This is a genomic window from Streptomyces sp. A2-16, assembly GCF_018128905.1.
GTDB lineage: Bacteria > Actinomycetota > Actinomycetes > Streptomycetales > Streptomycetaceae > Streptomyces.
In genome coordinates, this window is the sequence record NZ_CP063808.1 from 2,560,503 (window position 1) to 2,587,212 (window position 26,710).

25 protein-coding genes and 1 pseudogene are annotated in these 26,710 nt (G+C 70.8%); 13 read left to right on the forward strand and 13 right to left on the reverse strand.

Translation table 11 applies throughout. From position 1 onward, the window contains the following. Positions 1–60: 60 nt before the first annotated feature. The 4 genes from IOD14_RS11565 (at position 61) to IOD14_RS11580 (ending at position 4,448) form a co-directional block, all read left to right on the forward strand. Positions 61–879, forward strand: a complete 819-nt coding sequence (locus tag IOD14_RS11565; protein WP_212670187.1) for a Tat pathway signal sequence domain protein — start codon at positions 61–63, stop codon at positions 877–879. A 58-nt stretch (positions 880–937) separates the two neighbouring features. Continuing rightward, entirely contained in the window at positions 938–2,254 is a 1,317-nt protein-coding gene (locus IOD14_RS11570; RefSeq protein WP_123992322.1) for a copper amine oxidase, read from the forward strand. A gap of 115 nt (positions 2,255–2,369) precedes the next feature. Beyond that, positions 2,370–3,614 (forward strand): SAV2148 family HEPN domain-containing protein, encoded by a 1,245-nt coding sequence (locus IOD14_RS11575; protein ID WP_123992949.1) that lies wholly within the window; start codon positions 2,370–2,372, stop codon positions 3,612–3,614. Between the two features lie 111 nt (positions 3,615–3,725). Beyond that, entirely contained in the window at positions 3,726–4,448 is a 723-nt protein-coding gene (locus tag IOD14_RS11580) for a 3'-5' exonuclease (RefSeq protein WP_123992323.1), read from the forward strand. A 96-nt stretch (positions 4,449–4,544) separates the two neighbouring features. Here the strand turns inward: IOD14_RS11580 and IOD14_RS11585 are convergent, their stop codons facing one another. After that, positions 4,545–5,528, reverse strand: coding sequence for a DMT family transporter (locus IOD14_RS11585; RefSeq protein ID WP_249126262.1), 984 nt, complete (start codon positions 5,526–5,528; stop codon positions 4,545–4,547). Between the two features lie 92 nt (positions 5,529–5,620). Between IOD14_RS11585 and IOD14_RS11590 the strand changes: the two genes are divergently transcribed. After that, the gene (locus tag IOD14_RS11590) at positions 5,621–6,529 is read left to right on the forward strand and encodes a LysR family transcriptional regulator (protein ID WP_123992324.1); all 909 of its coding nucleotides are present in this window, start codon (positions 5,621–5,623) and stop codon (positions 6,527–6,529) included. A gap of 6 nt (positions 6,530–6,535) precedes the next feature. On the opposite strand, the gene IOD14_RS11595 is transcribed toward IOD14_RS11590, so the two are convergent. Continuing rightward, positions 6,536–7,390 carry an aminoglycoside phosphotransferase family protein gene (locus tag IOD14_RS11595; protein WP_212670188.1) on the reverse strand — a complete coding sequence of 285 codons (855 nt, stop codon included), beginning with the start codon at positions 7,388–7,390 and terminating at the stop codon, positions 6,536–6,538. A 212-nt stretch (positions 7,391–7,602) separates the two neighbouring features. Between IOD14_RS11595 and IOD14_RS11600 the strand changes: the two genes are divergently transcribed. From IOD14_RS11600 to mgt, 5 genes and pseudogenes are all read left to right on the forward strand, one after another. Beyond that, the gene (locus tag IOD14_RS11600) at positions 7,603–8,538 is read left to right on the forward strand and encodes a sugar ABC transporter permease (RefSeq protein ID WP_123992326.1); all 936 of its coding nucleotides are present in this window, start codon (positions 7,603–7,605) and stop codon (positions 8,536–8,538) included. Next, positions 8,535–9,368, forward strand: a complete 834-nt coding sequence (locus tag IOD14_RS11605; protein WP_212670189.1) for a carbohydrate ABC transporter permease — start codon at positions 8,535–8,537, stop codon at positions 9,366–9,368. The genes IOD14_RS11600 and IOD14_RS11605 overlap by 4 nt, the downstream gene beginning before the upstream one ends. Next, positions 9,368–10,645: a sugar ABC transporter substrate-binding protein gene (locus IOD14_RS11610; protein WP_212670190.1), complete on the forward strand. Its 1,278-nt coding sequence runs from the start codon at positions 9,368–9,370 to the stop codon at positions 10,643–10,645. The genes IOD14_RS11605 and IOD14_RS11610 overlap by 1 nt, the downstream gene beginning before the upstream one ends. Before the next feature lie 263 nt (positions 10,646–10,908). Continuing rightward, entirely contained in the window at positions 10,909–11,685 is a 777-nt protein-coding gene (erm, locus tag IOD14_RS11615) for an ErmE/ErmH/ErmO/ErmR family 23S rRNA (adenine(2058)-N(6))-methyltransferase (protein ID WP_123992329.1), read from the forward strand. A 16-nt stretch (positions 11,686–11,701) separates the two neighbouring features. Beyond that, positions 11,702–12,932 (forward strand): annotated as a pseudogene (gene mgt / locus IOD14_RS11620) (macrolide-inactivating glycosyltransferase). Positions 12,933–13,006: 74 nt separating this feature from the next. On the opposite strand, the gene IOD14_RS11625 reads toward mgt, so the two are convergent. Continuing rightward, on the reverse strand, positions 13,007–15,271 hold the full coding sequence (locus tag IOD14_RS11625) for an MMPL family transporter (RefSeq protein ID WP_212670192.1): 2,265 nt from the start codon (positions 15,269–15,271) through the stop codon (positions 13,007–13,009). 234 nt (positions 15,272–15,505) lie between these two features. On the opposite strand from IOD14_RS11625, the gene IOD14_RS11630 reads away from it, so the two are divergent. The 3 genes from IOD14_RS11630 to IOD14_RS11640 are packed head-to-tail and all read left to right on the forward strand — an operon-like array spanning position 15,506 to position 17,452. Next, positions 15,506–16,054 carry a DUF1697 domain-containing protein gene (locus tag IOD14_RS11630; RefSeq protein ID WP_212670193.1) on the forward strand — a complete coding sequence of 183 codons (549 nt, stop codon included), beginning with the start codon at positions 15,506–15,508 and terminating at the stop codon, positions 16,052–16,054. Then, entirely contained in the window at positions 16,047–16,412 is a 366-nt protein-coding gene (locus tag IOD14_RS11635; RefSeq protein ID WP_212670194.1) for a DUF4440 domain-containing protein, read from the forward strand. The genes IOD14_RS11630 and IOD14_RS11635 overlap by 8 nt, the downstream gene beginning before the upstream one ends. A gap of 20 nt (positions 16,413–16,432) precedes the next feature. Next, the gene (locus IOD14_RS11640) at positions 16,433–17,452 is read left to right on the forward strand and encodes a 2-dehydropantoate 2-reductase N-terminal domain-containing protein (RefSeq protein WP_212670195.1); all 1,020 of its coding nucleotides are present in this window, start codon (positions 16,433–16,435) and stop codon (positions 17,450–17,452) included. Between the two features lie 3 nt (positions 17,453–17,455). Here IOD14_RS11640 and IOD14_RS11645 read toward each other — a convergent pair whose 3' ends face one another. From IOD14_RS11645 to IOD14_RS11695, 10 genes are all read right to left on the reverse strand, one after another. Next, positions 17,456–18,196: a sirohydrochlorin chelatase gene (locus IOD14_RS11645; protein ID WP_212670196.1), complete on the reverse strand. Its 741-nt coding sequence runs from the start codon at positions 18,194–18,196 to the stop codon at positions 17,456–17,458. A gap of 5 nt (positions 18,197–18,201) precedes the next feature. Further along, positions 18,202–19,080, reverse strand: coding sequence for an ABC transporter permease (locus IOD14_RS11650; RefSeq protein WP_212670197.1), 879 nt, complete (start codon positions 19,078–19,080; stop codon positions 18,202–18,204). Then, on the reverse strand, positions 19,067–19,852 hold the full coding sequence (locus IOD14_RS11655; protein WP_123992337.1) for an ABC transporter ATP-binding protein: 786 nt from the start codon (positions 19,850–19,852) through the stop codon (positions 19,067–19,069). Before IOD14_RS11655 ends, IOD14_RS11650 begins: the two co-directional genes overlap by 14 nt. 36 nt (positions 19,853–19,888) lie before the next feature. Then, positions 19,889–20,992, reverse strand: a complete 1,104-nt coding sequence (locus IOD14_RS11660) for an aliphatic sulfonate ABC transporter substrate-binding protein (RefSeq protein ID WP_123992338.1) — start codon at positions 20,990–20,992, stop codon at positions 19,889–19,891. A 222-nt stretch (positions 20,993–21,214) separates the two neighbouring features. Next, a complete protein-coding gene (locus tag IOD14_RS11670; protein ID WP_123992339.1) occupies positions 21,215–22,549 on the reverse strand; it encodes a GTP-binding protein in 1,335 nt (444 codons plus the stop codon). 2 nt (positions 22,550–22,551) lie between these two features. Next, positions 22,552–23,490 (reverse strand): sulfate adenylyltransferase subunit CysD, encoded by a 939-nt coding sequence (gene cysD, locus IOD14_RS11675; protein ID WP_123992340.1) that lies wholly within the window; start codon positions 23,488–23,490, stop codon positions 22,552–22,554. After that, a complete protein-coding gene (gene cysC / locus IOD14_RS11680; protein ID WP_280845299.1) occupies positions 23,487–24,050 on the reverse strand; it encodes an adenylyl-sulfate kinase in 564 nt (187 codons plus the stop codon). The genes cysD and cysC overlap by 4 nt, the downstream gene beginning before the upstream one ends. After that, positions 24,047–24,757, reverse strand: coding sequence for a phosphoadenylyl-sulfate reductase (locus IOD14_RS11685; RefSeq protein WP_123992342.1), 711 nt, complete (start codon positions 24,755–24,757; stop codon positions 24,047–24,049). Before IOD14_RS11685 ends, cysC begins: the two co-directional genes overlap by 4 nt. Next, positions 24,754–24,933 (reverse strand): hypothetical protein, encoded by a 180-nt coding sequence (locus tag IOD14_RS11690; RefSeq protein ID WP_123992343.1) that lies wholly within the window; start codon positions 24,931–24,933, stop codon positions 24,754–24,756. Before IOD14_RS11690 ends, IOD14_RS11685 begins: the two co-directional genes overlap by 4 nt. Continuing rightward, positions 24,930–26,627 (reverse strand): nitrite/sulfite reductase, encoded by a 1,698-nt coding sequence (locus tag IOD14_RS11695; RefSeq protein ID WP_212670198.1) that lies wholly within the window; start codon positions 26,625–26,627, stop codon positions 24,930–24,932. The genes IOD14_RS11690 and IOD14_RS11695 overlap by 4 nt, the downstream gene beginning before the upstream one ends. Positions 26,628–26,710 lie beyond the last annotated feature (83 nt).

Here is a 26,710-nt window from a genome sequence, read left to right on the forward strand (position 1 = left end):
TGCCGAACCATTGGGGCAGACACGTACTCCCGGAAGTTGCCCGGGGAGTAGGGGGAAGATGTGCGCAAGATAGTGCACCGCCACCTCGGGAAGGTGGTGGCAGGTGCGGCGATCGCGGTGGCCGGGACCGCCGTGATGATCGGGATCACCCTGCCCGGCACGGCGGGGGCGGACGACACGGACGGCGGCAAGGCGGCCGCCGGACAGTCCGCGGCGCAGGCGGGACAGGGGGCGGACGGTTCCGTCGCGCCCGGCGTCGTCGAGCAGGCGCCGGCCGCCGAGGGTGAGAAGGGCAAGGGTCGCGACCCGCTCACCGACGACGAGATCAAGCGGGTCGAGCAGCTCGCCGTGAACCCGCAGATGATGAACGCCAGTGAGGACGTCGAGGGCGACCGCGGCCCCGAACGGCTCACCGTGGACCTCGCCGACCCGAAGGCCGGTGAACTGGACGACCCGAACGCGCCCCGGCGCGCGAACGTCACGTTCTACGACTACCGGGACGACGCCCTGGTCACCAGGACCGTCGACCTGGCCAGCGGCAAGGTCGTCGCGACCGGCACCCAGCACGGCGTCCAGCCGCCGCTGAGCAGCGCCGAGTACGCCGAGGCCGCGAGCCTTCTGATCGCCGACCCGCTCGGCGCGGACCTGAAGGCCGACTACAAGGACGCCACCGACAAGGAACTCACCAACCCCGACCAGCTGCTGCTCACCGGCGCCGTGTACCGGGCCGTCCCGAGTGGCCAGCCCGCCGCGCTGGACAAGTGCGGCGAGCACCGCTGTGTGCGGCTGTTCCCGAAGGTGAAGAACGGCCCCTGGATCGACGCCAGGGCCTTCGTGATCGATCTGAGCGCCCGCAAGGTCGCCAAGCTCGAGAGCTGATCCGCCTCCCTCAGTCCACTTTTCCCACCTGCTCCTTCCGCAAGGGAGTCATCTCTTCATGCGTGTCAACAGAATCAGCCGCGCGCGCAGGCACGCGGCCCTCGGCGTGTCCGTGGCCGCGCTGGCCGCCGGTGTCACCACCGGTGCGGGTCCGGCCGTCGCCCAGCCGAAGGCCGCCGCGGCGGCCGCGGAGTGCAGCACCGCCTACAAGATCGAGCAGAAGCTCTCCAGCGGCACGACCTGGCGGATGTGCTGGCGCTACGACAGCAAGGCCGGAATGGTGCTGGAGGACATCTCCTACCAGCCCAAGGGCGAGGCCACCCCGATCAAGGTCCTCAACAGCGCGCGGCTCGGCCAGATCCACGTCCCCTACGACGACGGCAGCGTCGAGTACGACGACCTGACGGGCTTCGGCTTCGCCCAGGGCCTGATGAACCTGGACCCGGGCGAGTGTCCCGGCGGCACCATCAAGAAGGTCAAGGTCCCGGACTCCTGGGACCCGGACCGCGCCGAGGTCAACGGCCTGTGCACCACGACCCGTTCCCGCGGCCACGCCTACCGCATGCAGGGCGACAGCGCCAACAAGGTCTACCAGGCCCAGGGCAAGGACCTGCTCGTCTACTCGGTCAACCAGGTCGGCTGGTACGAGTACATGACCGAGTGGCGCTTCCAGGACGACGGCACCATCACCATGAACCTCGGCGCGACCGGCAGCCTCTCCTACGAGGACTACGACGCCGGCGACGGCCGCGGCTGGCCGATCGGCAAGGGTCCCCGCGCCCAGGCCACCAGCCACAGCCACAACGCCTTCTGGCGCCTGGACTTCGCCCTCGACGGCTCCTCCAAGAACCGGGTCGAGCAGTACGACTCGACGGTCACCGCGGCCGCCCAGGGCCAGCAGGCGCCGACGACCAAGACCACCCGCACCCCGGTCACCAAGGAACTCGCCGGCGACGCCAAGAGCTACCGCTGGTGGCGCATGGTCAGCGCGGTCGGCAAGAACAAGGACTGGCACCAGCGGTCGTACGAGATCGTCCCCGGTCCGAGCACCAAGTACCCGGGCCGCAGCTTCACCAAGCACGACGTGTACTTCACCGAGTACAACCAGTGCGAGCAGTTCGCCAGCAACAACACCGGCAGCTGCGCCGCCGGAGCGGGCAATTCCGTCGACAAGTGGGTCAACGGCCAGACCCTCACCCACCCGGTCGTCTGGATGAACGTGGGCTTCCACCACATCGCGCGGGACGAGGACCAGCAGCCCATGCCGGTCCACTGGCAGGGATTCTCCGTCGCCCCCAGGGACGTCACGGCTATGAATCCGCTCACTCCGGCCGAGCTCGCCGGGCAGAACGGCCACTGGGAGTTCGGTAGTTGAGAACGACCCTGTCCATCCGGCTGCACCGCCGACCGCTCCCGGAGTACCCTTCCTTGATCGTTGGGTGGGGGTGACCCCTCGGGCCGAGCCCGGGGGAGCGGAAGGCGGTGCGCGGGTGGGCTCGGGAGGGCTGGAGTTGCCCCCTGGTGACGAGGGTCACGAGGGGAACTCCCAAGACGCCCCGCCCGGCACGGTGTCCCTGGCACGGCCGATGGACGCGGGAGCGACGATCGGGCCGGAGCTGGACTGGGACGCCGACGCCTGGCGCGAGGTGCGTACGCGCGCACAACGGGCGGGGCGGGCCTACATCTGGCTGAACCTCGTCGAACAGCGGCTGCGGGCTGTCGTGGCCGCTGTTCTGCGTCCCATCTACGAACCCGTCCACGGCCACGACGACTGGGTGGTGGCCGCCGCCGGGCCCGCCGGTCAGGAGTGGGTCCAGCGTGCGGTCGCCGTCCGCGAAGTCAGCCGCCGCAAGGGCTACTTGCTCGACCCCGCCGACGACAACGTCCTCAGCTTCCTCACGCTGCCCCAGCTGCGCGAGCTGATGGTGCAGCACTGGCCCTGCTTCGAGCCCTACTTCGACGACCGGCGGGACGTCGAACTGGCCCTGGACGAGCTGGAGGTGACGCGCAACGTCGTCTCCCGCAACCGGGCCCTGTCCGAGGCCGTCCTCGGCCAGGCCGAGCGTGCCTCCGCCAAACTCCTCGAGATACTCGGCGCCGGCGGTGACGTGCCGTCCGCCCGCCGACTGCCCGTGGACGCGGTCGAGGACCTGGTGGGCGACCGGTACGCCGACGTGGTCGCCGTGCACCCCGACCGGGTGCGGCTGCTGCGGCAGTTCCCCGCCGAGGACATCTTCGGCGGCGCCCGCCGGCTCGACGCCGTCGGCATCGGCCTCAACCTCCTCGTGCAGAACTTCTCCGGCCGCCGTCTGGTGCGGCTCGCCGAGGCGGGCTGCCGGGTGCGGCTGCTGTTCCTCAACCCGGCCTCCAGCGCGGTCAAGCGACGCGAGCGGGAACTCGGCATGAAGCGGGGCGAGTTGAGCCGTGCCGTCGAGATGAACATCCTGCACATGCGCCGGGTGCGGTCGAGACTGCGCGACCCGGGCGCCTTCGAGATCCAGGTCTACGACGACACCCCGCGCTTCACGGCCTACCTCGTGGACGGCGACGGCACCGACGGCATAGCGGTCGTGCAGTCCTATCTGCGCCGGTCGCGGGGCATGGAGGCGCCGGTCCTCGTGCTGCGCAACGGAAACCGGGTCGTCAAGGCGGGCGATGTGGACGACAGCGGTCTCTTCCCCACCTACCGCGAGGAGTTCGAGACGAACTGGGCGGATTCGCGGCCGGTGTCCTGAAGTGTCCAGGGTTGCGATGCCGCCAAGCGGAATGCGGTCCTCTGATTGTCAGTGGCACATGGGAAGGTGGAGACCACTGGGGGAAAGCACCACCAAGAAGGGGGACCGCCCATGGGCTGGCACCGAGAGCTGCTGATCGGCTTCGACCTGGAGACGACCGGCACCGATCCGCGCGAGGCGCGCATCGTCACGGGAGCCGTGATCGAGGTCAGGGACGGGCAGCCGCTCGGACGCCGGGAGTGGCTGGCGGACCCGGGCATGGAGATCCCGGCGGACGCCGTCGCGGTGCACGGGATCAGCAATGAGCGGGCGGCCGCCGAGGGCCGCCCCGCCGACCAGGTCGCCGACGCCATCGCGGACGTCCTCACCACCTACTGGAAGACGGGCGTCCCGGTCGTCGCGTACAACGCCGCCTTCGATCTGAGCCTGCTCTCCGCCGAACTGCGCCGGTACGACCTGCCGTCCCTGAGTGAACGCCTGGGCGGCCTCGACCCGGCCCCGGTCATCGACCCGTACACCATCGACCGCTCGGTGGACCGCTACCGCCGCGGCAAGCGCAACCTCGAAGCGGTCTGCACGGAGTACGGCGTCGCGCTCGACGCCGCCCACGACGCCTGCGCCGACGCCCTCGCCGCGGCCCGGCTGGCCTGCGCGATAGCCGTGCGCCATCCCAAGGTCGCCGCCCTGGGCCCGGCGGACCTGCACCGCCGTCAGATCGAGTGGTACGCCGAGTGGGCGGCGGACTTCCAGGACTTCCTGCGCCGCAAGGGCGACGCGACAGCGGTGGTCGACGGCACCTGGCCGCTGCGCGAGCCGGCCGACGAGACGGTATGAGCGGGGCTCACCCCGGCTGCGGGCCGGCGACGGACTCCCTCCGGGGCTTCGCCGACGGCTCGTGGTCGGCCGCCGGCCGCTCGATCCTCCGCGAGCTCAGACGGCCGTAGGTGTCGCGGGCGTCGTGGTGTCGCGGGCGTCGTCGGGCTTCGGGGGTTCCTCGTCGGTGAGGTGCGCGTGCGCTTCGGCGCGGGGCGGGGCGGCCCCGCGGTGGGCTCGTTCCACGGACTGCCCCCAGTAGGTGCCGGTGACCATCAGTACCGCTCCGAGCCCGGTCAGAGCGGTGAAGTGCTCGCCGCCCAGGGCGAGTCCCACCGCGGCGGCCCAGATCGGCTCGGTGCCCAGCAGCAGACTGGCCCGGCTGGCCGAGGTGCGCTGCACCGCCCAGGTCTGGGCGAGGAAGGCGAACACACTGCAGAACAGGGCGAGATAGAGCAGCTGGGCCCAGGTCGCCGTTCCCGCGTGGGCCAGGGTCGGGAGCTCGTGCGCGGACAGGGGGAGGAACAGAGCGGTGCCGACGAGGGTCTGCACGGTCGTGAGATGCATCGGCCTGATCGCCCGGCCCGTGGTGAGCCGGCCGACCAGCGCCACATGGCCGGCCCGCACGACCGCGGCCCCGAGCATCAGCAGGTCGCCGAGGCGGGGCGCGTGGAAGCCGTTGCCCGCCATGAGCAGTCCGACGGCCAGGACGCACACACCGGCCGCGGCGTAGAAGGCGGGCGGGAGGCCGCCCCGGTGGCCGGTGCGGTCGAGGAGGGGGGTCAGGACGATGGTCAGGCTGATGATGAGCCCCGCGTTGGCGGCGCTGGTGTGGGCGACGCCGTAGGTCTCGACGACCAGGACGGCGGCCTGGGTCAGGCCCAGGGGCACCCCGGCCCGGAGCTCCTCACGGGTCCACCGGCGGGGCCCTCGCCCGGAGACGAGGACGCCCAGACAGGCGAGCGCGGACAGGGCGTAGCGGGCGAGGAGCACCAGCAGGACAGGCAGGGCGGACGTCGCCGTCTGGGCGGAGAGATAACTCGAACCCCAGACGATCGCGACCAGCAGGAGTACCACGTCGGTACGGCGGGCGTCGGACACCTCCCCACGGTCCACCAGGAGCCCGTTGAAGCCCAGAGGCACCTTCTTCAACGATCTTTTAGTTTTGCTGCACGGTTCCCTAGACTCGGGAGGTGGACGAACGACAGCTGCGGATCCTGCGGGAACTCGGCGAACTGGGCAGCGTGACCGCGGTCGCCGAGGCGCTGCTGGTGACCCCGTCGGCGATCTCCCAGCAGCTCAGACTGCTGCAGCGGTCGGTCAGGGTGCCGCTGACCGAGCGCGACGGCCGACGGCTGGTGCTCACGGACGCCGGGCAGGCGCTCGCGGGCGCGGCCATCGAGGTGGAGACGGCGCTGGCCCGCGCGCGGCACACGGTCGAGGAGTTCGCGGACCGGCCCGAGGGCGAGGTGTCGGTGGCGGCCTTCCACAGCGCGGGCGCGGCCTTCTTCCCCCTGCTGCTGCGTGCCCTCGCCGACCCGGGCGGCCCCGTACCGAGGCTGGCCGACGAGGACGTCCCGCAGGAGGACTTCCCCCGCCTCACCCGCGCGTACGACCTCGTCCTGGCCCACCGCCTCGACCACGCCGGCGCCTGGCCGCCCACGGTGACGGCCACCACGCTCCTGCGCGAACCGCTGGACGTCGCCATGCCCGCCGACCACCCCTTGGCGGCCAAGGGCCGGGTGACTCCGGCGGACGTGGCCGGCGAGCCCTGGATCACCGTCCACGACGGCTTCCCGGTCATGGCCACCATCGAGGCGATCGGGGCGGCGGCGGGCCACCGGCTGCACCTCGCCCACCGCATCAACGAGTTCGCGGTGGCGGCGGAGGCGGTGGCGGCGGGGGGAGGCCTGGCGCTGATGCCCCGCTGGACGATGCGCCGCCATCCGGCGTTGGTGCTGAGACCGCTGAGCGGCGTACGGGCCAGGCGCCGCATCGACGCCCTGTACCGCCCGGAGAGAACGGCGAGGAGGGCGGTCCGCACGGTGCTGACCGAACTGCGGAGGGCGGCGCTTGTGATTCAGGGCGAGGAGACTTCCTGAGGGCGGTCAGAACGCATACCACCGCACCGTCTCGTCGCCGTCCCGCAGCGAAGCCACCCTCCGCTCGAACTCCGCCAACGCCTTGGGGTTCGACGGCGCGTGCTGGGCGACCCACGCACAGCTGGCCGTCTCCCGGGCACCCCGCAGCACCGAGCACCCCTCCCACTCCCGCACGTCCCATCCGTAGGCGGCGGTGAACGAGTCGTAGGCGTCCGCGGACAGCCCGTACCGGTCCCGGGACAGAGCCATGACCACCAGATCGTGCTCGCGCAGATCCGAGGAGAAGGTCTCCAGGTCGACGAGGAACGGTCCGGAGGGCCCGACGTGCACATTGCGGGGCAGCGCGTCCCCGTGGATCGGCCCCGGCGTCAGACGAGGCGTCACCGCGGCCGCCGCCCCCACGAAGCCGTCCCGCCGCCGACGCAGATACTCGGCGTCGGCGGAGGAGATCGCGTCCCCCGCGAGCCGCAGCCACCGCTCGACACCGCCCAGCAGCTCACGCGGCGGCAGCTCGAACGGCGGCGCCGGCAGCGCGTGCACGACCCGCAGCAGTTCGGCCAAATCCCGCGGTCCGGCGGGCCGTACGGCGTCGGGAAGCCGGTGCCACAGCGTCACCGGATGGCCGTCGACCAGTCGTGCCTCCGGCTCGGCCGCCCGCACCGCGGGCACCTCCGCCTGCGCCAGCCACAGGGCGATGTCCAGTTCCCGGCGCGCCCGGTCGAGGAGTTCGGCGTCGCGGCCCACCTTGACGACCAGGTCATCGACGGCGAACACGGCGTTCTCGCCGAGGGCGAGCAGTCGCGCCGGCCCCACCGGCAGCCCCGCCGCGGCCAGTACGTCCCGCGCCCGTGTCTCGTCCATCGTCCGGCCTCCCGCTCCCGACATGTCGCGCATGCCTGTGTATTGCCACCGCGAACGGCGTCGAGTTCGCGCCATCGCCCGGCCAGTCTCGCATTCCCACAGGTGGGCACGTGTGCGCGCTGCCTTGACGGCGCATACCCCCTTCACGACCATGACGGGGGCCCGGGCCGGGAGGGCCGGATCGTCACGAACCGCGCGAAGGAGCCGATCACGTGACACTGGTGACCGCGACGCAGCGGTCGGCGCAGGGCGTTGGGCACGCCGAGGGGGACCGTCGCCCGTCCGACCGCGGGGCCTGGTTCCTGGTGCTGCCCGCGCTGATCCCGATCCTGGTGCTGAGCGTGGGGCCGCTGCTGTACGGGATCCTGCTGGCCTTCACCGACGCCCAGTCGGGCCGGACCCGGGCCACGCAGTGGATCGGCGGCCTCAACTTCCAGGACCTGCTGCACGACACCCTGTTCTGGGAGTCGTTCCGGATCGGCCTGGTGTGGGCGGTCGGCGTCACCGTCCCGCAGTTCCTGCTGGCGCTCGGCCTCGCACTCCTGCTGAACCAGGACCTCAAGCTGCGCTGGCTCGCCCGCGCCCTCGCGATCATCCCCTGGGCCATGCCCGAGGTCGTCGTCGGCGTGATGTGGCGCCTCGTCTACAACCCGGACGCCGGTGTCCTCAACGAGACGCTGCGCACCCTCGGCCTCGGCGACGGCCGTGACTGGCTCAGTGGCCTGTCCACCGCCCTGCCCGCCGTGATCGTCGTCGGCGTCTGGGCCGGGATGCCCCAGACGACGGTCACCCTGCTCGCCGGCCTCCAGAACACCCCGCGCGAACTCCACGAGGCGGCTTCCATGGACGGCGCGGGCGCCTGGCGCCGGTTCCGCACGGTCACCTGGCCCGCGCTCAGACCCGTCGCGCTCGCGATCACCGCGCTCAACTTCATCTGGAACTTCAACTCGTTCGCCCTGGTGTACGTGCTGACCAGCGGCGGACCCGGCGGCCGCACCCGTCTGCCCATGCTCTTCGCCTACGAAGAGGCCTTCCGCTACGGCCAGTTCGGCTACGCGGCCGCGATGGGCTGTGTGATGGTCGCGGTCGTCTCCGTCCTGCTCGCCCTGTTCCTCGTGGGCCGCCTGAAGGGAGGTGACGACGCATGAGAACCAGTACCTCCGGCCGCGTCGGCCAGTACGCCGCCCTCCTCGCCTATCTCGTCTTCCTCGCGTTCCCCTTCCTCTGGCTGATCTCCACCGCTTTCAAGTCCCCGCGCGAGCTGGGCAGTCTGCATCCCACCTGGATCCCCCGCCAGCCCACCCTCGACAACTTCCGCCAGGCCTTCGACGAACAGCCCCTGCTGCGCGCCGCCGGGAACTCGCTGCTCGCCGCGTTCGCCGCCGCCGTGATCGCCGTACTGATCGCGACCCCGCTCGCCTACGTCATGGCCCGCCACCGCACCCGGCTCGGGAAGGCTGCCACGGGCTGGGTGGTGGTCAGCCAGGCGTTCCCGCTGGTGCTGGTGATCATCCCGTTGTTCCTGGTGCTCAAGGAGCTACGACTGATCAACTCCCTCGCGGGCCTGGTGATGGTGTACGTCGTGTGGGCGCTGCCGTTCGCGCTGTGGATGCTCGTCGGATACGTCCGTGCCGTGCCGACGGAGCTGGAGGAGGCGGCCGCCGTCGACGGGGCCGGGCGGCTGCGGACCCTGGTGTCGGTGACCGCGCCGCTGCTCGCGCCGGGGATCGTGGCGACGGGGCTGTTCGCGTTCATCACCGCGTGGAACGAGTTCTTCTTCGCCCTGGTGCTGCTGAAGACCGCGGACAAACAGACCCTGCCGGTCGTCCTCACCCACTTCATCGGCGCGGAGGGAGTCGCTGACCTCGGCCCACTGGCGGCCGCCGCCTTCCTCGCCACCCTGCCCTCGCTGATCATCTTCGCGATCATCCAACGCCGCATCACGGGAGGCATGTTGACCGGGGCGGTGAAGAGCTGATGCGCGCACGGCGGTTCGTGGGAGTCCTCCTCCTGCTGCTCCTGGCCGGCTGCACCGGCACGAGCGCGCGCGACGACGGCCGGATCACCCTCCGCTTCCAGTCCCTCGCCTGGCAGGAGGAGTCCGTCGCGGCCAACAAGGAACTCGTGAAGGAGTGGAACGCGACCCACCCCGGCGTCGAGGTCGAGTACGTACAGGGGAGTTGGGACAGTGTGCACGATCAGCTGCTCACCTCCTTCGAGGGCGGCGAGGCGCCCGACATCATCCACGACGCCACCGACGACCTCGCGGACTTCGCCTACGGCGGCTATCTCGCGAACCTCGAGAACCTGCTGCCCCGGCGTCTCACGTCGGACATCCCGCAGCGGAGTTGGGACACCGCCACCTTCGGCGACGGCGTCTACGGCGTGCCCTTCCTGCAGGAACCCCGCGTGCTGATCGCCAACGCCGAGTGGCTGAAGGACTCCGGCGTGCGGATCCCCACCCCCGAACACCCCTGGAGCTGGGCCGAGTTCCGGGACATCACCGCAAGGCTCAGCGGGGACGGAAAGTACGGAGTGGCCTGGCCGCTGAAGGAACCCGTCTCCGCGACCCTCAACCTGTCGCTGTCGGCGGGCGGCCGGCTCTTCCACCGGGGAGCCGACGGAAAGGTCACCATCCGCTTCGAGAAGCCCGACGAGACCGTGCCCCGCACCATCCACGACCAGGCGAACACCGACCACAGCGCCTCGCCCACCACGCTCGGCAGCGGCGGCTCCGACACCCTGCCCGGTTTCTTCGGCGGCAAGTACGCGATGGTCCCGCTCGGGTTCTCCTACCGTCAGCAGATCGCACAGCAGGCGCCGAAGGGCTTCGCATGGCAGGTGCTGCCCGCCCCGGCCGGCGCCGAGGGGCTCACCCAGGGAGTCAGCCCGCAGACTCTGTCCGTCGCCGAGGACAGCCCGCACAAGAAGGAGGCCGCCGCGTTCATCGACTTCCTTCTCCAGCCGAAGAACATGGTCCGGCTGGCGCTGGGGGACTGGATGCTGCCCACCGGAACCGAGGCCCTGAAGGACCCCGCCCTGCGCACCGCGAAGGACGGTTGGGCCACCGGTACCGCCCTCGCCTCCCGGCTGAGCCCGGCGCCCGCGCAGTCCGTCCGGGGCTATCCGGAGTGGAAGGACAAGGTCGCCACCCCCGCCTTCCAGGAGTACTACAGCGGTGCGATCGGCCTCGGTGAGCTGCGCAAACGGCTGGTGGACGACGGGAACCGGGTGCTCGCCCGCTACCAGCGCTGAAAACCGGTTGCCCGGGCGGGACGCCGCGCCCTAACGTCCCGTCCGTGGCAGCGAACAACGCGATCTCCTTCTCCGGTCTCGGCCGGGGCTGTGCGCATTCCCAGCGGAAGCGCCGTGGCCCCGGAGCCCTGACCGGTCCCGGGAGCCACGCCCGCCGCCGCTGATCACCCGCGGCCCGGTTCGTCCCGCACACACTCTCCTGTCTTCCGGTCAGGGCCTTCGTCTGCCCTCCCTCCCCTTCCGGAAGACAAGGACCGCAGGCCATGGCCCGCCCCACGCACGTCTCTCGCGCGCTCTCGCAGAACTTCCTCACCGATCGCACGGCGGCGGCCCGGCTCGCCAGGCTCGCCGTACCGCACCCGAAAGCGGGGCTCGTCCTCGAAGTCGGCGCCGGCAAAGGCGCGTTGACCGAGCTGCTCGCCCCGCGCTGCCGTCGGCTCCTCGCCTACGAGATCGACGAACGGCTCGTCCCGCAGCTCGACGCCCGCTTTCGCTCCGCATCCCAGGTCCAGGTCGTCGCGGGGGACTTCCTCGCCGCGCGCCCACCCCGGACGCCGTTCTCGGTCGCGGGGAACGTGCCCTTCTCCCGGACGGCCGCCATCGTGCACTGGTGTCTGACGGCCCCGGCACTCACCGACGCGACACTCCTCACGCAGCTGGAGTACGCCCGCAAGCGCACGGGGGACTACGGGAGGTGGACTTCTCTGACCGTTCTGAGCTGGCCCCGGTACGAGTGGCGTCTGGTGGGGCGGGTCGGACGGCACGGCTTCCGGCCCGTGCCGCGGGTGGACGCGGGCATCCTCCGGATCGAGCGCCGCCGCACCCCGCTCCTCGACCCGGCCGCACTGAGTGGCTGGCGGCACCTGGTCGAGCTCGGCTTCTCGGGGGTCGGCGGTTCCTTGCACGCCTCTCTGTGCCGGGCCCACCCCCGGCGCCGGGTGGACGCGGCCTTCCGGGGCGCCGGTGTCGACCGGGCCGTACTCGTGGGAGAGGTGTCGCCCGACCGGTGGCTGCGGCTGCACGAGGGGCTGGAGGCGTGAGAAGGACTCCAACAACTTGCACGAGACGTCTCGTCTCGTTTAACGTTGCCGACATGACCCCTCGCTCGCACATCGCCATGTTCTCCGTCGCCGCCCACGGCCACGTGAACCCCAGCCTGGAAGTGATCCGCGAGCTCGTGGCGCGCGGGCACCGGGTCACGTACGCCATCCCGCCCCTGTTCGCCCGGAAGGTCGCCGAGACCGGCGCCGAGCCGAAGCTCTGGAACTCCACGCTTCCCGGGCCCGACGACGACCCCGCGGCTTGGGGTTCCGAACTCCTGGACCACGTGGAGATCTTTCTCGCCGACGCGATGCAGGCCCTGCCGCAGCTCGCCGAGGCCTACGACGGCGACGAACCGGATCTCGTCCTGCACGACATCGCCGCCTACCCGGCCCGGATCCTCGCCCACCGCTGGGGCGTCCCGGCGATCTCCCTCTCACCGAACCTCGTCGCCTGGCAGGGCTACGAGGAGGAGGTCGCCGAGCCGATGTGGGCCGAGCCGAAGCGCACCGAACGGGGGCAGGCCTACTACGCCCGGTTCCAGGGCTGGCTGGAGGAGAACGGGATCGCCCTGCACCCCGACCCCTTCGTCGGCCGCCCCGACCGCTCCCTCGTCCTGATCCCCAGGGTGCTTCAGCCGAACGCCGACCGGGTCGACGAGAGCGTGTACACCTTCGTCGGCGCCTGCCAGGGGGACCGCGGCTCCCAGGGGGACTGGCAGCGGCCGGCCGCTGCCGAGAAGGTGGTGCTCGTCTCGCTCGGATCCTCCTTCACCAAGCGGCCCGACTTCTACCGGGAGTGCGTCAGGGCATTCGCCGACCTCCCCGGCTGGCACCTCGTGCTCCAGATCGGCAAACACGTGGATCCGGCCGAGCTGGGCGCCGTACCGGACAACGTCGAAGTGCATTCCTGGGTACCGCAGTTGGCCATCCTCGGGCAGGCCGACCTGTTCGTCACGCACGCCGGTGCGGGCGGCAGCCAGGAGGGACTGGCGACCGCCACGCCGATGATCGCCGTACCGCAGGCCGTGGACCAGTTCGGCAACGCGGACATGCTCCAGGCGTGCGGGGTCGCCCGCCGGATCGACACCGAGGAGGCGACCGCGCAGGTGCTGCGGGAGGCCGCCCTCGCGCTCGTCGACGACCCCGAGGCCGCCCGCAGGCTCAAGGAGATCCAGGCCGGGATGGCCCAGGAGGGCGGCACCCGCAGGGCGGCCGATCTCATCGAGGCACACCTGCGCGCATGAGAGAGGGCCCGTTGGCACCCCGGTCGCCAACGGGCCCTCGGTAAAAGGGGGTTCAGCCTCGCCGTGCAGAGGGCTCAGACCCTCAGCGGCTCACCCTCGTCGTCCCGTGCCGCGGGCGCCACCACGGCGTCCGCGGCCTCGTCGTGGGTGAGGTCGGGCAGCCGGTTCAGCCACTTCGGCAGGTACCAGTTGCGCTCGCCGAGCAGCGCCATGACCGCCGGGAGCAGCACGCCCCGGATGATGGTCGCGTCGATGAGCACCGCGGCCGCCAGGCCCACACCCATCTGCTTCATGGACTGCATGGACAGCGTTCCGAAGATCGCGAACACGGCGACCATGATGACGGCGGCACTGGTGACGACACCGGCCGTGGTGACCACGCCGTGCTGGATCGCGTCCTTCGTCGTACGGCCCCGCAGTCGCGCCTCGCGGATCCGCGAGACCACGAACACGTGGTAGTCCATCGACAGACCGAACAGGATCACGAAGAGGAACAGCGGCAGCCAGGTGATGATGGCGCCGACCCCCTCGGCGCCCACCAGGGACGCCCCCCAGCCGTGCTGGAAGACCGCGACGAGGATGCCGTAGGCGGCGCCCACCGACAGCAGGTTGAGCACGATCGAGGTGATCGCGACGGTCAGCGAGCGGAACGACAGCAGCATCAGCACGAAGGCGAAGACCACGACGAACGCGAAGACCGGGACGACCGCTCCGGTCAGCTGGTCGTTGAAGTCCTTGGAGCCCGCGACCTGTCCGGTGATCGGCGCCTGAAGACCGTCGACCTTGCCGAGCGTGGCCGGACGCACCTCGTCGCGCAGCTTGTCCAGGCTCTGACCGGCCTTGTCGAAGTCGGAGCCGCCCACCAGCGGGACGTACACGAAGGCGAGGTTCTGCGCGTCGTGCAGCTTGATCTCGACCGGGCCGCGCGAGGCGCCCGAGGAGATCGCCCGCTCCTTGAACTCGGCCAGCGCACCGGTGACTTCGGGGGAGTTGATGTCGGCGGCCTTGACGACCACCTCGGCCGGCTCGGAACCGCCGGGGAAGGCGTCGTTGACCCGGTTGTACGTCTGCACGATCGGCAGCGAGTCGCCGAACTCCTGGTCCAGGGTGAGGTTCTGGGTCTTCATGCCGAGCGCGGGTGCCGCGATGGCGAGCAGTGCGCCGGCCGCGACCACGACCGAGACGACCGGCTTGGCGAGGACGCCCTTCAGCACGGCGGTCCAGAACCGGCTCTCCCGGTTGCCGGCCCGCTTGCGGCGCAGCCGGCTCTCCGGGTGCAGGTAGGGGATCTTGCCCTTCTCGACCCGCTCGCCAAGGAGCGACAGCAGCGCGGGCAGCACGGTCACGGAACCGACCATGGCGACCGCCACGACCATCAGCGAGGCCAGGCCCATCGCCTCGAACTCGGCGAGCCCGGTGAACAGCATGCCCGCCATCGCCACGCACACCGTGACACCGGAGACGATGATCGCGCGGCCGCTGGTGGCCGCCGCGATCCTCAGCGCGGTCTGCGAGTCCCGTCCGGCCTGCCGCTCCTCGCGCTCACGGCGCAGGTAGAACAGGCAGTAGTCGACGCCCACGGCCAGACCGACCAGCAGCATCACCGAGTTGGCGGTGTCGCTCATCGGCATCACATGGCTGACGATGCCCATCAGGCCCATCGTCGCCATGATCGCGCTGACGGCGAGCAGCACCGGCAGCAGGGCCGCGACCAGCGCGCCGAAGGCGATGAGCAGGATGCCGAGGGCCACCGGGACCGCGGAGAGCTCGGCCTTCTCGAAGTCGTCGCCGAACGCGTCGGAGAACGTCTTCATCATGCTGGCGCCGCCGATCTCCTCGATCCGCAGCGACCCGTGCTCCTTCTGCACTCCCTCGACCGCCTTCAGCACCGGCTCGACCCGGTCACCGGCGGTGTCCGCCTCGCCGCGCATGTCGAACTGCACGAGCGCGCTGCGGCCGTCCTTCGAGATCGTGTTCGTGTCGTACGGCGACGTCACGTCCGTGACCTTGCCGGTGCCCTCGACCGCCTTCATCACCGCGGCGACGGCGGCCCTGAAGTCGGCGTCGGTTGCCTTGCCGCCGGCGCCCTTGGCCTGGATCAGCACCGTCTCGCCGGCGGGCTCCTCGATCCCGGCGTCCTCGATGATCTTCGCGGCGGTGTGGGTCTCGCCCTTCAGCTGGTCGCTGTCCTTGACGTCGACCCGGCCGGCCGCCGAGCCGAGTCCCATGGCCAGGACGACGAACAGCACCCAGATGCCGACGGCAGCCCATCGGTGCCGTGCGCTCCAGCCGCCGGCCCTGGCGGCCAGGCCACGCACCCTTGTGTCTCCGTTCCCCATGACGGGCTTGCCCCCTCAAAAGCGGTGGCAGCCCCCTGCCGCCACCTCTCGCTTCGAAGGTATGAGCTGGATAAACCTCTCTCGTCGTGCTGTCCGGTGAAGTGCGGGGGCCACCGGCTCCTCCCAAGGGACCGCGCGGCCTCCGTACTGGGGAGGATCGTGACCCTTACATCTAATGGACCTTGTGCGGGGCGGTGATCGGGGTCCGGGGGAGCGCCGTCCTAGGGTGTGCGTATGACGACGACGTACGCGGCGCTGCTGCGCGGAATCAACGTCGGCGGAAGCAGGAAGGTCCCCATGGCCGACCTGCGCACGCTGATGGAAGGCCTCGGCCACGACGGTGTACGCAGCTACCTCCAGAGCGGCCAGGCAGTGTTCACGGCCGACCACGGCGACGAGGACTCCCTGGCCGCCGAGCTCACGGACGCGATCGAGAAGCGCTTCGGCTTCACCGTCGACGTGATCGTCCGCGACCACGCCTACCTCAAGGCCGTCGCCGACAACTGCCCGTTTCCAGCTGCCGAGTTGGAAGGCAAGCAGCTGCACGTCACCTACTTCTCCGCCCCCGTCGACGAGGACCGCTTCGCGGAGATCGACCAAGCCGCACACCTCCCCGAGGAGTTCCGCCTCGGCGACCGCGCCCTGTACCTCTACGCCCCGAACGGCCTCGGCCGCTCCAAGCTCGCCGAGCACCTGTCCAAGCCCCGGCTGAACAAGGGCGTGATCGCCACCAGCCGCAACTGGAACACCGTCGTCAAGCTGGTGGAGATGACGGGTGAGTGACCGCGACCCCGCCGTGGAGGCCGCCGTCCGGGGCGAGTTGCGTCTCCTCGACCCCGAGGTCCGCGCCTCGCCCGAGCAGGTGGGCGCGCTGCTGCACCCCGAGTTCCACGAGTTCGGCGCGTCCGGGCGGCACTGGGACCGGGTGTCGATCATCGCCGCCCTCGCCGGGGCCACGGACCGGGAGGCCGCCCCGATCGTGGCATCCGGGATGAAGGGGGTCCGGCTCGCGCCGGACGTCGTCCACCTCACCTTCGAGACCGAGCACAACGGCAGCCGGGCGCACCGCAGTTCACTGTGGCGGCATACGTCCGGCGGGTGGCTGCTGTACTTCCACCAGGCGACGCCGTTCGCACCCTGACGGTGTGCGAGGCTCCTCCCATGCGCTACGTCATCATCGGGGCAGGAGCGGTCGGCGGTGCCGTCGGCGGGCGGCTCGCGGGGGCCGGGCACGAGGTCGTCCTGGTCGCGAGGGGCGCCCACCACGCGGCGCTCAAGGCCGGCGGACTGCGGCTGAGGGTGCCGGAGGGCGAGTTCACCCACCGGCTCCCGGTCGTGGACGGGCCGGCCGCGCTGGGCGCCCTGCGCGCCGACGACGTGCTCGTGCTCGCCGTGAAGACCCAGGACACGGAAGGCGCCCTCGACGCGTGGGGCCGGGCCCCGGTCGAGGGCGGTGGCACGGCGGCCGAGCGGCTGCCGCTGCTGTGCGCGCAGAACGGCGTGGAGGGGCAGCGCATGGCCCTGCGCCGGTTCCGGCACGTGTACGGCGTCTGCGTCTGGCTGCCGGCGAGCTTCGTGGAACCCGGTGTCGTCAGCGCCGCCTGCGCCCCGCTCACCGGGATGCTGCACCTCGGCCGGCACCCGCACGGCACCGACGAGATCCTGCACCGGATCGCCGCCGACCTGGAGAAGTCCGGGTTCGAGGCGCCGGTCGTGGCGGACGTGACGCGTTGGCAGTACGCCAAGCTGCTGACCAACCTCGGCAACGCCCTGATGGCGCTGAGCGGCCCCGACGACGGCGGGGCGGACAGCAGGTCCCTGCGCCGCCGGGTGCGTGCCGAGGGCGAGGCGGTGCTCGACGCGGCCGGGATCCCCTACGCGAGCGTCGAGGAACAGCGGACGACCCGCGGCGACAAGGTCACCGCCGTCCCGCTCGACGGCGTCCCGGTCGGCGGCTCCTCCTGGCAGTCCCTCGCCCGCGCCACCGGCACCATCGAGACCGACTACCTCAACGGTGAGATCGTCCTCCTGGGCCGCCTGCACGGCGTCCCGACGCCGCTGAACGAACTTCTCCAGGGCCTGGCCAACACCTTCGCCCGCGAGCGCAGGGCGGCCGGGTCGCTGCCGGTGGGGGAGCTGGCACGGCTGGCCGAGGAGGCGGTGGCGGCTGCCCAGGAGTAGCGCCTACGCGCTCACCGTCAGCCGCAGCAGCCCCCGCGCCGCCGCCGCGTCGTACCGCCGCAGCAGCACTCGCGCCACCTCCGGCGCGGGGCCGAGCACGTCCGCGAGCACGTCCGCCTGTGCCGCGCCCCGCGCGATGCGGTCGGGCAGGAACCCGGGGGCGAGGACGTACGGCGCCACGGCGACCTTCGCGCAGCCGAGAGCCCGCAGTTCGCGCACCGCGTCCTCGGTGCGGGGCAGGGCCGCGGAGGCGAACGCAGGCCGCACGGCGCACCAACCGGTGTGCCGCCACTCCCGCGCGATGTCAGCGATCACTGCGATCGCCTCCGGGTCGGTGGACCCCGCCGAGGCCAGCACGACCCCGGTCGAGGACTTGTCGGCGGGCGTCAACCCCGCCTCGTACAGGCGCCGTTCGAGCGCCGACAGCAGCAGCGGGGACGGCCCCAGCACCTCCGCCTGCCGGATGCGCAGCCGCGGCGGCGCCTCCCGGAGGACCGCGGGGATGTCCGCCTTCGCGTGGAACGCCCGCGTCAGCAGCAGCGGCAGCGCCACGACGTCACGGACGCCCTCGGCCGCCAGGGACTCCAACACCCCCTGCACGGAAGGGAGGTTGAAGTCCAGGAAGCCCGTCTCCACCCGTACGTCCGGGCGCAGCGAGCGCACCCTGCGCACCAGAGCGTGCACCGTCGCGGCGTGCCGCGGGTCGCGGCTGCCGTGGGCGATGACCAGGAGGACGGGCTTCATGGGACTCAGCCCTTCACCAGCAGACCGCGGCTGCGCAGCACCCACCGCTCCAGCGGGCTGAAGATCAGCAGGTCGATCGCGATGCCGACGAACAGGATGAGCAGGATCGCCTCGAACACCATCGCCATGTCGCTGTTGGTGCGGCCGTTCTCCAGCAACTGGCCGAGGCCCACGCCCAGGTCGGGGAACTGGGCGATGATCTCCGCGGCCATCAGCGAGCGCCAGGAGAACGCCCAGCCCTGCTTGAGGCCCGCGACATAGCCGGGCAGCGCGGCCGGCAGGGTGACGTGCCAGATGCCCTTGACGCCCGTCGCCCCCATCGTGCGGCCGGCCCGCAGGAACAGCGGCGGCACCTGGTCGACGCCGGACACCAGGCCGTTGGCGATGGAGGGGACCGCGCCGAGCAGGATCACCGCGTACATCATGGAGTTGTTCAGGCCCAGCCAGATCACGGCCGGCGGCACCCACGCCACCGAGGGCAGCGACTGCAGGCCGGACAGGATCGGGCCGATGGCCGCGCGGATGAACTTCACCCGGGCCACGATCAGACCCAGCGGGGTGCCGATGAGCAGGGCGAAGAAGAAGCCCAGCAGACCGCGCGAGACGCTGGTCCAGATGTAGCCGAGCAGATCGCCCTGGAGCCAGGCCTCCTTGAACGTGGAGCCCACGGCCGCCGGCGAGGGCAGCTTGGACGGGTCGTCGACGACCGGGTAGAGCAGGGTCCAGACCGCGAGGACCACCGCGAGCGCGATGACCGGCGGCAGGATCTTGCCGACGAGGGTCTGCCGGAGGGTCGGGCGGCCGGTGACCTGGGTCTCCAGTGCGTCGAGGCCCGCCTCTACGCTCCCGGCGTCCTGGGCCGGTGTCGTGTCAGTGCTGGCCATGACGGCGGATCTCCCCACGCAGTTCTTCGGTGATCTCACGGGCCAGTTCGGCCACGGGCGCGTCCTCGATGCGGCGCGGCTGCGGGATGTCGACCGTCCACTCGCGCGCGATCCGGCCCGGCCGGGAGGACAGCAGGATCACCCGCTGCGCGAGCCGTACCGCCTCGCGCACGTTGTGCGTGACGAACAGGACAGAGATCCCGGTCTCCGTCCAGATCCGGGTGATCTCGTCGTGCAGCACGTCCCGCGTGATGGCGTCGAGGGCCGCGAACGGCTCGTCCATCAGCAGCAGGTTGCTCTCCTGCGCCAGCGCGCGGGCCAGGGCCACGCGCTGGCGCATACCGCCCGACAGCTCGTGGACGCGCTTGCCGTACGCGCCCTTCAGCCGGACCAGTTCGAGCAGCTCCTCGGCCTTGCCGCGCCGCTCGGGCTTGGGAACTCCCCTGAGCTTCAGGGCGAGTTCGATGTTCTTGCCCGCGGTCAGCCACGGGAAGAGGGCGTGCTCCTGGAACATCAGGGCGGGGCGGCCGTCCGTCGTGATGGACCCGGCGGTCGGCCTGTCGAGGCCGGCCACCAGGTTCAGCAGCGTGGACTTGCCGCAGCCCGAGGCTCCCAGGAGGGTGACGAACTCGCCCGGAGCGACATCGATGCTGACGTCGTCCAGGACGAGCTGCTGTCCACCCGGTCCCGCGAAGGACTTCGAAACGTGATCGAGGCGTGCGGCGTACTCGACGGACTCGTCGGCCTTGGCGAGTGTCGTGGTCGTGGCCATGGTCGTCACCTCCTGGGAACTCTTCGGGGAACGGGATCAGCTGGTGCCGAGACCGGCGGCGTCGACCGTGGGCTCGCCGTCGGCCTTGAGGACCTTGTTGAGGATCGTGAGGTCGTAGATCCCGTTCAGGTCGGGCTTCTCCAGCAGACCGGCCTTGACCGCGTGCTCCGCCTCGGTGTTGAGGGTGGCGGCCAGCGGGTCGTCGGTGAACTGGATCGACTTCCAGGCCGGGTCCAGGACTTCGGGCTTGAGCGCCTTGCCGGAGTCGGCCTCCAGCTGCTTGTTGGCCGCCGCCTTCGCCTCGTCCGGGTTGGCGTTGATCCACTTGTTGGCTTCCACCGACGCCTTCAGGACGGCCTCGACCGCCTTCGGGTGCTCCTTGAGGAAGTCCTGGCGCACGATGATGTTCGTGATCACGAACTTCTTGTCGGGCCACAGCGACGACTCGTCCAGCAGCACCTTGCCGCCCTCGGCGACCAGCTTCGACGCGGTCGGCTCCGGCACCCAGGCGCCGTCGATGGAACCGGACTTGTAGGCGTCCGGCGTGATCTTGTTGTCCGTGCGGACGACGGTGACGTCACCCTTGCCGCTCTGCGCGTCGACCTTCCAGCCCTGGTCGGCGATCCAGTTGAGGAACGCCACGTCCTGCGTGTTGCCGAGCTGAGGCGTCGCGATCTTCTTGCCCTTGACGTCCTTCAGGGACTTGATCTTGTCCGGGTTGACGACCAGCTTCACACCGCCGGAGGCCGAACCGCCGATGATCTTCAGGCTCTTGCCGCCCGACTTGACGTAGCCGTTGATCGCCGGGGACGGGCCGATCCAGCCGATGTCGATCGACTTGGAGTTGAGGGCCTCGATCTCGGACGGGCCGGCGTTGAAGGTCGCGTACGAGGCCTTGGTGGCCCCGAGCTCCTTCTGGAAGAAGCCCTTGTCGACCCCGACGAGCGCGGTGCCGTGGGTCAGGTTGCCGAAGTAGCCGATCTTGACGGAGTCCAGTCCGTCGATCTTCTTGGCCCCGGCGGCGACCTTGGCGGTGTCGGTGTCCTTCGCCTCGGAGCCGTAGCCGCAGGCGGCGAGGGTGAGAAGCGGGAGCGCGGCGATGACCGCGAAGGAGCGGCGAAGAGCGGATGAAGCAGGCACGGGAGGTGTTCCTCTCGGAGGCCCGGCGGTCACGGTCTCTCAGGTCGTGGCCGGGAGGTCGGCAGGTCTGCGTCTACGGCTGTGGGGGGACGGGGCGCGCAAGCGGTGCGCGTACGTCAGCGCACACATCGCGCCACCCCGCCCTGCCCGCTGCCGAGCGCGCCGCTGCCTACGCGGCCGCCCTCCTTCGCGAACGTGGACCAGTAGTCGGTGGAGTTCATGTCAGAAGTCCCACCCGTCGTCCTCGGACGCGTCCTTGACGGGCTCCGGGGACGCGAACGACTCGCCGACCATGCCCGCGGTGAGCGTGGTGCCGTCGTTCGGGTCGATGAGGATGAACGAGCCGGTGCGCCGCGAGTCGGAGTAGGAGTCGACGGGCAGCGGCTCGGCGGTACGGATCTTCACCCGGCCGATGTCGTTCGCGACGAGCTGTCCCGGGTGCGGGTGCAGGGACAGGTCGTCGAGCGTGAGCCGGGACGGGATGTCCTTGACGATCGCCTTGACCGTGCGGGTGCCGTGCTTGAGCAGCACCCGGTGGCCGACCGTCAGCGGGGCGTCGGCGACGTGGCAGACGGTCGCCTCGATGTCCTGGGTGGTCGGCGGGGCGTCCTTGCTGGGCACCAGCAGGTCACCGCGCGAGATGTCGATGTCGTCCTCCAGGAGGATCGTCACCGACTGGGTCGTCCAGGCGACGTCGACCGGCTCGCCGAGCAGGTCGATGCCGGCGATCCTCGTGGAACGCCCCGAGGGCAGCACCGTGATCTGCTCGCCGACGTGGAAGGAACCGGCGGCGATCTGACCGGCGTAACCCCGGTAGTCGGGGTGCTCGGCGGTCTGCGGCCGGATCACGTACTGCACCGGCAGACGCGCGTGGCAGTGGCTCAGGTCGTGGGTGACCGGGACCGTCTCCAGGTGCTCCAGGACGGTCGGGCCGCCGTACCAGTCCATGTTCGCGGACGGCTCCACCACGTTGTCCCCGGCGAGCGCGGAGATCGGGATCGCGGTGACCTCGGGGACGCCCAGTTCGAGCGCGTACGCCGTGAACTCCTCGGCGATCGCGGCGAAGACGGGCTCGGCGTAGTCGACCAGGTCCATCTTGTTGACCGCGAGCACCACGTGCGGGACGCGCAGGAGCGCGGCGAGGGCCGCGTGCCGGCGGGTCTGCTCCACGACGCCGTTGCGGGCGTCGATCAGGATCACCGTCAGCTCGGCCGTGGAGGCACCCGTCACCATGTTGCGGGTGTACTGCACATGGCCGGGGGTGTCGGCGAGGATGAACCGGCGCTTCGGCGTGGCGAAGTAGCGGTAGGCGACGTCGATGGTGATGCCCTGCTCGCGCTCGGCCCGCAGACCGTCGGTGAGCAGCGCGAGGTCGGGCGTGTCCTGGCCGCGGGAGGCCGAAACCCGCTCGACGGCCTCCAGCTGGTCGGTGAGGACCGACTTGGAATCGTGCAGCAGCCGTCCGACCAGCGTGGACTTGCCGTCGTCGACGGAGCCCGCGGTGGCGAAGCGCAGCAGGGTCGTCTCCGAGAGCACCTCGGAAGTGGTCGTGCTCATGTCTAGAAGTACCCCTCGCGCTTGCGGTCTTCCATCGCGGCCTCGGACATCTTGTCGTCGGCGCGGGTCGCACCGCGCTCGGTGAGCCGGGAGGCGGCGATCTCGGTGATGACCTGCTCCAGCGTCACCGCGTCGGAGTCGACCGCGCCCGTGCAGGACATGTCCCCGACGGTCCGGTAGCGCACCAGCCGCTTCTCGACCCTCTCGCCGTCCTTGGGCCCGCCCCACTCGCCGGCGGTCAGCCACATGCCGCTGCGCGAGAACACCTCGCGCTCGTGGGCGAAGTAGATCTCCGGCAGCTCGATGCCCTCGCGGGCGATGTACTGCCAGACGTCCAGCTCGGTCCAGTTGGACAGCGGGAAGACCCGGACGTGCTCGCCGGGGGCGTGGCGGCCGTTGTACAGGTTCCACAGCTCCGGGCGCTGGCGGCGTGGGTCCCACTGCGAGAACTCGTCCCGCAGCGAGAACACACGCTCCTTGGCGCGGGCCTTCTCCTCGTCCCGGCGGCCGCCGCCGAACACGGCGTCGAACTTCTCCGCCTGGATCTTCTCGGTCAGGGGGAGCGTCTGGAGCGGGTTGCGGGTCCCGTCGGGACGCTCCTTGAGCACACCGCGGTCGATGTAGTCCTGTACGGAGGCCACATGCAGGCGCAGCCCATGGGCGGCCACCACACGGTCGCGGTACTCAAGGACCTCGGGGAAGTTGTGTCCGGTGTCCACATGCAGCAGCGAGAACGGCACGGAAGCCGGGGCGAACGCCTTCAGCGCCAGGTGCAGCATGACGATCGAGTCCTTGCCCCCGGAGAACAGGATCACCGGCCGCTCGAACTCACCCGCCACCTCACGGAAGATGTGCACGGCCTCGGACTCGAGAGCGTCCAGGTGGGACAGGGCGTACGGAGCGTCCGTACCCTCCGCCACCTGGGCAACGGTCGTCGTCATGCCAGTCCCCTCTCGGTGAGCAGCGCGTGGACCGCGGTCGCGGACTCGGTCACGGTCTGGTTCTGCGACTCGATCCGCAGGTCGGGCGACTCGGGCTCCTCGTAGGGGTCGTCGACCCCGGTCAGCCCGGACAGCTCGCCCGCGGCCTGCTTGGCGTACAGACCCTTCACATCGCGTACGGAGCACACCTCGACCGGAGTCGCCACATGGATCTCCAGGTAGGCGGCGCCGCTCTCCTGGTGGCGCTTGCGCACCGCCTCACGGCTGTCGGCGTAGGGCGCGATGACCGGGACCAGCGCCTTGACTCCGTTGCGGGCGAGCAGTTCGGCGAGGAAGCCGATGCGCTGCACGTTGGTGTGCCGGTCCTCGCGGCTGAAGCCGAGGCCCGCGGAGATGAACTCGCGGATCTCGTCGCCGTCGAGCACCTCGACGAGGTGGCCCTCCTCGCGCAGCCGGCCGGCCAGCTCGTACGCGATGGTGGTCTTGCCGGCACTCGGCAGACCCGTGAGCCAGACGGTGGCTCCGGTCGTCACGTGCAACTCCTTGTCGGTGGCGGTCATCCGTGCAGCCCGCACTCGGTCTTGGCACGCCCGGCCCAGCGGCCGGCGCGCGCGTCCTCGCCCTCCAGGACGCGGCGGGTGCAGGGGGCGCAGCCGACGGACGCGTAGCCGTCCATCAACAGGGGGTTGGTGAGGACGCCGTGCTCCTGGACGTAGGCGTCCACGTCGTCCTGGGTCCAGCGGGCGATCGGGGAGATCTTGACCTTCTGCCGCTTCTCGTCCCAGCCGACGACCGGGGTGTTGGCCCGGGTGGGGGACTCGTCGCGGCGCAGGCCGGTCGCCCAGGCCACGTAGTCCTTCAGGCCCCGCTCCAGCGGCTCGACCTTGCGCAGCTTGCAGCACAGGTCGGGGTTGCGGTCATGCAGCTTGGGGCCGTACTCGGCGTCCTGCTCGGCGACCGTCTGGCGCGGGGTGAGCGTGATGACGTTGACGTCCATCACGGCCTCGACCGCGTCGCGGGTGCCGATGGTCTCCTCGAAGTGGTAGCCCGTGTCGAGGAAGACGACGTCCACGCCCTTGAGGACCCGGGACGCGAGGTGTGCGACCACCGCGTCCTCCATCGAGGAGGTCACGCAGAAGCGCTTGCCGAAGGTGTCGACCGCCCACTGGAGGATCTCCAGCGCGGAGGCGTCCTCCAGGTCGCGGCCCGCCTGCTCGGCGAGCGCCTTGAGCTCGTCGGTCGTGCGTTCTTCCTGAACCGCGGTCATATCTCGTCTCCCCCTGCGTCGTTGGACTGAAGGCCCCGGGCGAGCAGCCCGAGGAACTTCAGCTGGAATGCGCGGTTGCACGCCGCGCATTCCCACGCGCCGTGACCCTGCTCGGACGGGCGCAGGTCCTCGTCGCCGCAGTAGGGGCAGTAGAAGGGGGCGGCCCGCTCGCTCACGACAGTGCCTCCTCGGACGCCCGGGAGGCCCAGGCGGCGAAGCGCTCGCCCTCCTCGCGTTCGGCCTGGAACCGCTTCAGGACGCGCTCGACGTAGTCGGGCAGCTCCTCGGCGGTGACCTTCAGGCCGCGCACCTTGCGGCCGAACGCGGCCTCCAGGCCGAGTGCGCCGCCCAGGTGCACCTGGTAGCCCTCGACCTGCTCGCCCCGGTCGTTCAGGACCAGCTGGCCCTTGAGACCGATGTCCGCCACCTGGATACGGGCGCAGGCGTTCGGGCAGCCGTTGAGGTTGATGGTGAGCGGCTCGTCGAAGTCCGGGATCCGGCGCTCCAGTTCGTCGATCAGCTGCGCGCCGCGCGCCTTGGTCTCGACGATGGCGAGCTTGCAGTACTCGATGCCGGTGCAGGCCATGGTGCCGCGCCGGAACGAGGAGGGCTTGGCGGTGAGGTCGAGCGCCTCCAGGGCCTCGACCAGCGGCTGGACCTGCGCCTCCTCGACATCGAGGATGATCATCTTCTGCTCGACGGTGGTCCGGACCCGGCCCGAGCCGTGCGCCTCGGCGGCCTCGGCGATCTTCGTGAGGGTGGCGCCGTCGACGCGACCGACGCGCGGGGCGAAACCGACGTAGAACAGGCCGTCCTTCTGGCGGTGCACGCCGACGTGGTCGCGCCAGCGGCCCGAGGGCTCGGCGGGCGCGGGACCGTCGACGAGCTTGCGCTCCAGGTAGTCGTCCTCCAGGACCTGGCGGAACTTCTCCGGCCCCCAGTCGGCGACGAGGAACTTCAGCCGGGCACGCGTGCGCAGCCGCCGGTAGCCCCAGTCACGGAAGATGCCGACCACGCCGGCCCACACCTCCGGGACCTCCTCCAGCGGCACCCAGGCGCCGAGCCGCACACCGAGCTTGGGGTTGGTGGACAGTCCGCCGCCGACCCACAGGTCGAAGCCGGGGCCGTGCTCGGGGTGCTCGACACCGACGAACGCGATGTCGTTGATCTCGTGGACCACGTCCAGGAGCGGGGAGCCGGAGATCGCCGTCTTGAACTTGCGGGGCAGGTTGGAGAACTCCTTGCTGCCGATGTACCGCTCGTGGATCTCGTCGACGGCCCAGGAGCCGTCGATGATCTCGTCCTCGGCGATGCCGGCGACCGGCGAGCCGATGATCACGCGCGGGGTGTCACCGCAGGCCTCGGTCGTGGACAGCCCGACCGCCTCCAGGCGGTTCCAGATCTCCGGGACGTCCTCGATGCGGATCCAGTGCAGCTGGATGTTCTGCCGGTCGGTGACGTCCGCGCTGCCGCGGGCGAACTCCTCGGAGATCTCGCCGATCACGCGCAGCTGCTGGGTGGTGAGGCGTCCGCCGTCGATCCGCACCCGCAGCATGAAGTACTTGTCGTCCAGCTCCTCCGGCTCCAGGATCGCGGTCTTGCCGCCGTCGATCCCGGGCTTGCGCTGGGTGTAGAGCCCCCACCAGCGCATCCGGCCGCGCAGGTCGTTGGGGTCGATCGAGTCGAAGCCGCGCTTCGAGTAGATCGTCTCAATGCGTGTCCGCACATTGAGACCGTCGTCGTCCTTCTTGAACTGCTCGTTGCCGTTCAGCGGGGTGTGGTGCCCCGCGGCCCACTGACCCTCGCCGCGGTGACGGCTCACCTTGCGGCGGGGCGCTGCGGCAGCAGGGTTCTGCGGGGTGGCGGCCATGGTTCTACGTCCTTCGGGACAGGCGGAAAGCGGCTCTTACCTGCGCGTACGGGCGCATGGGTATACCTGCGCGTCATTGCGCG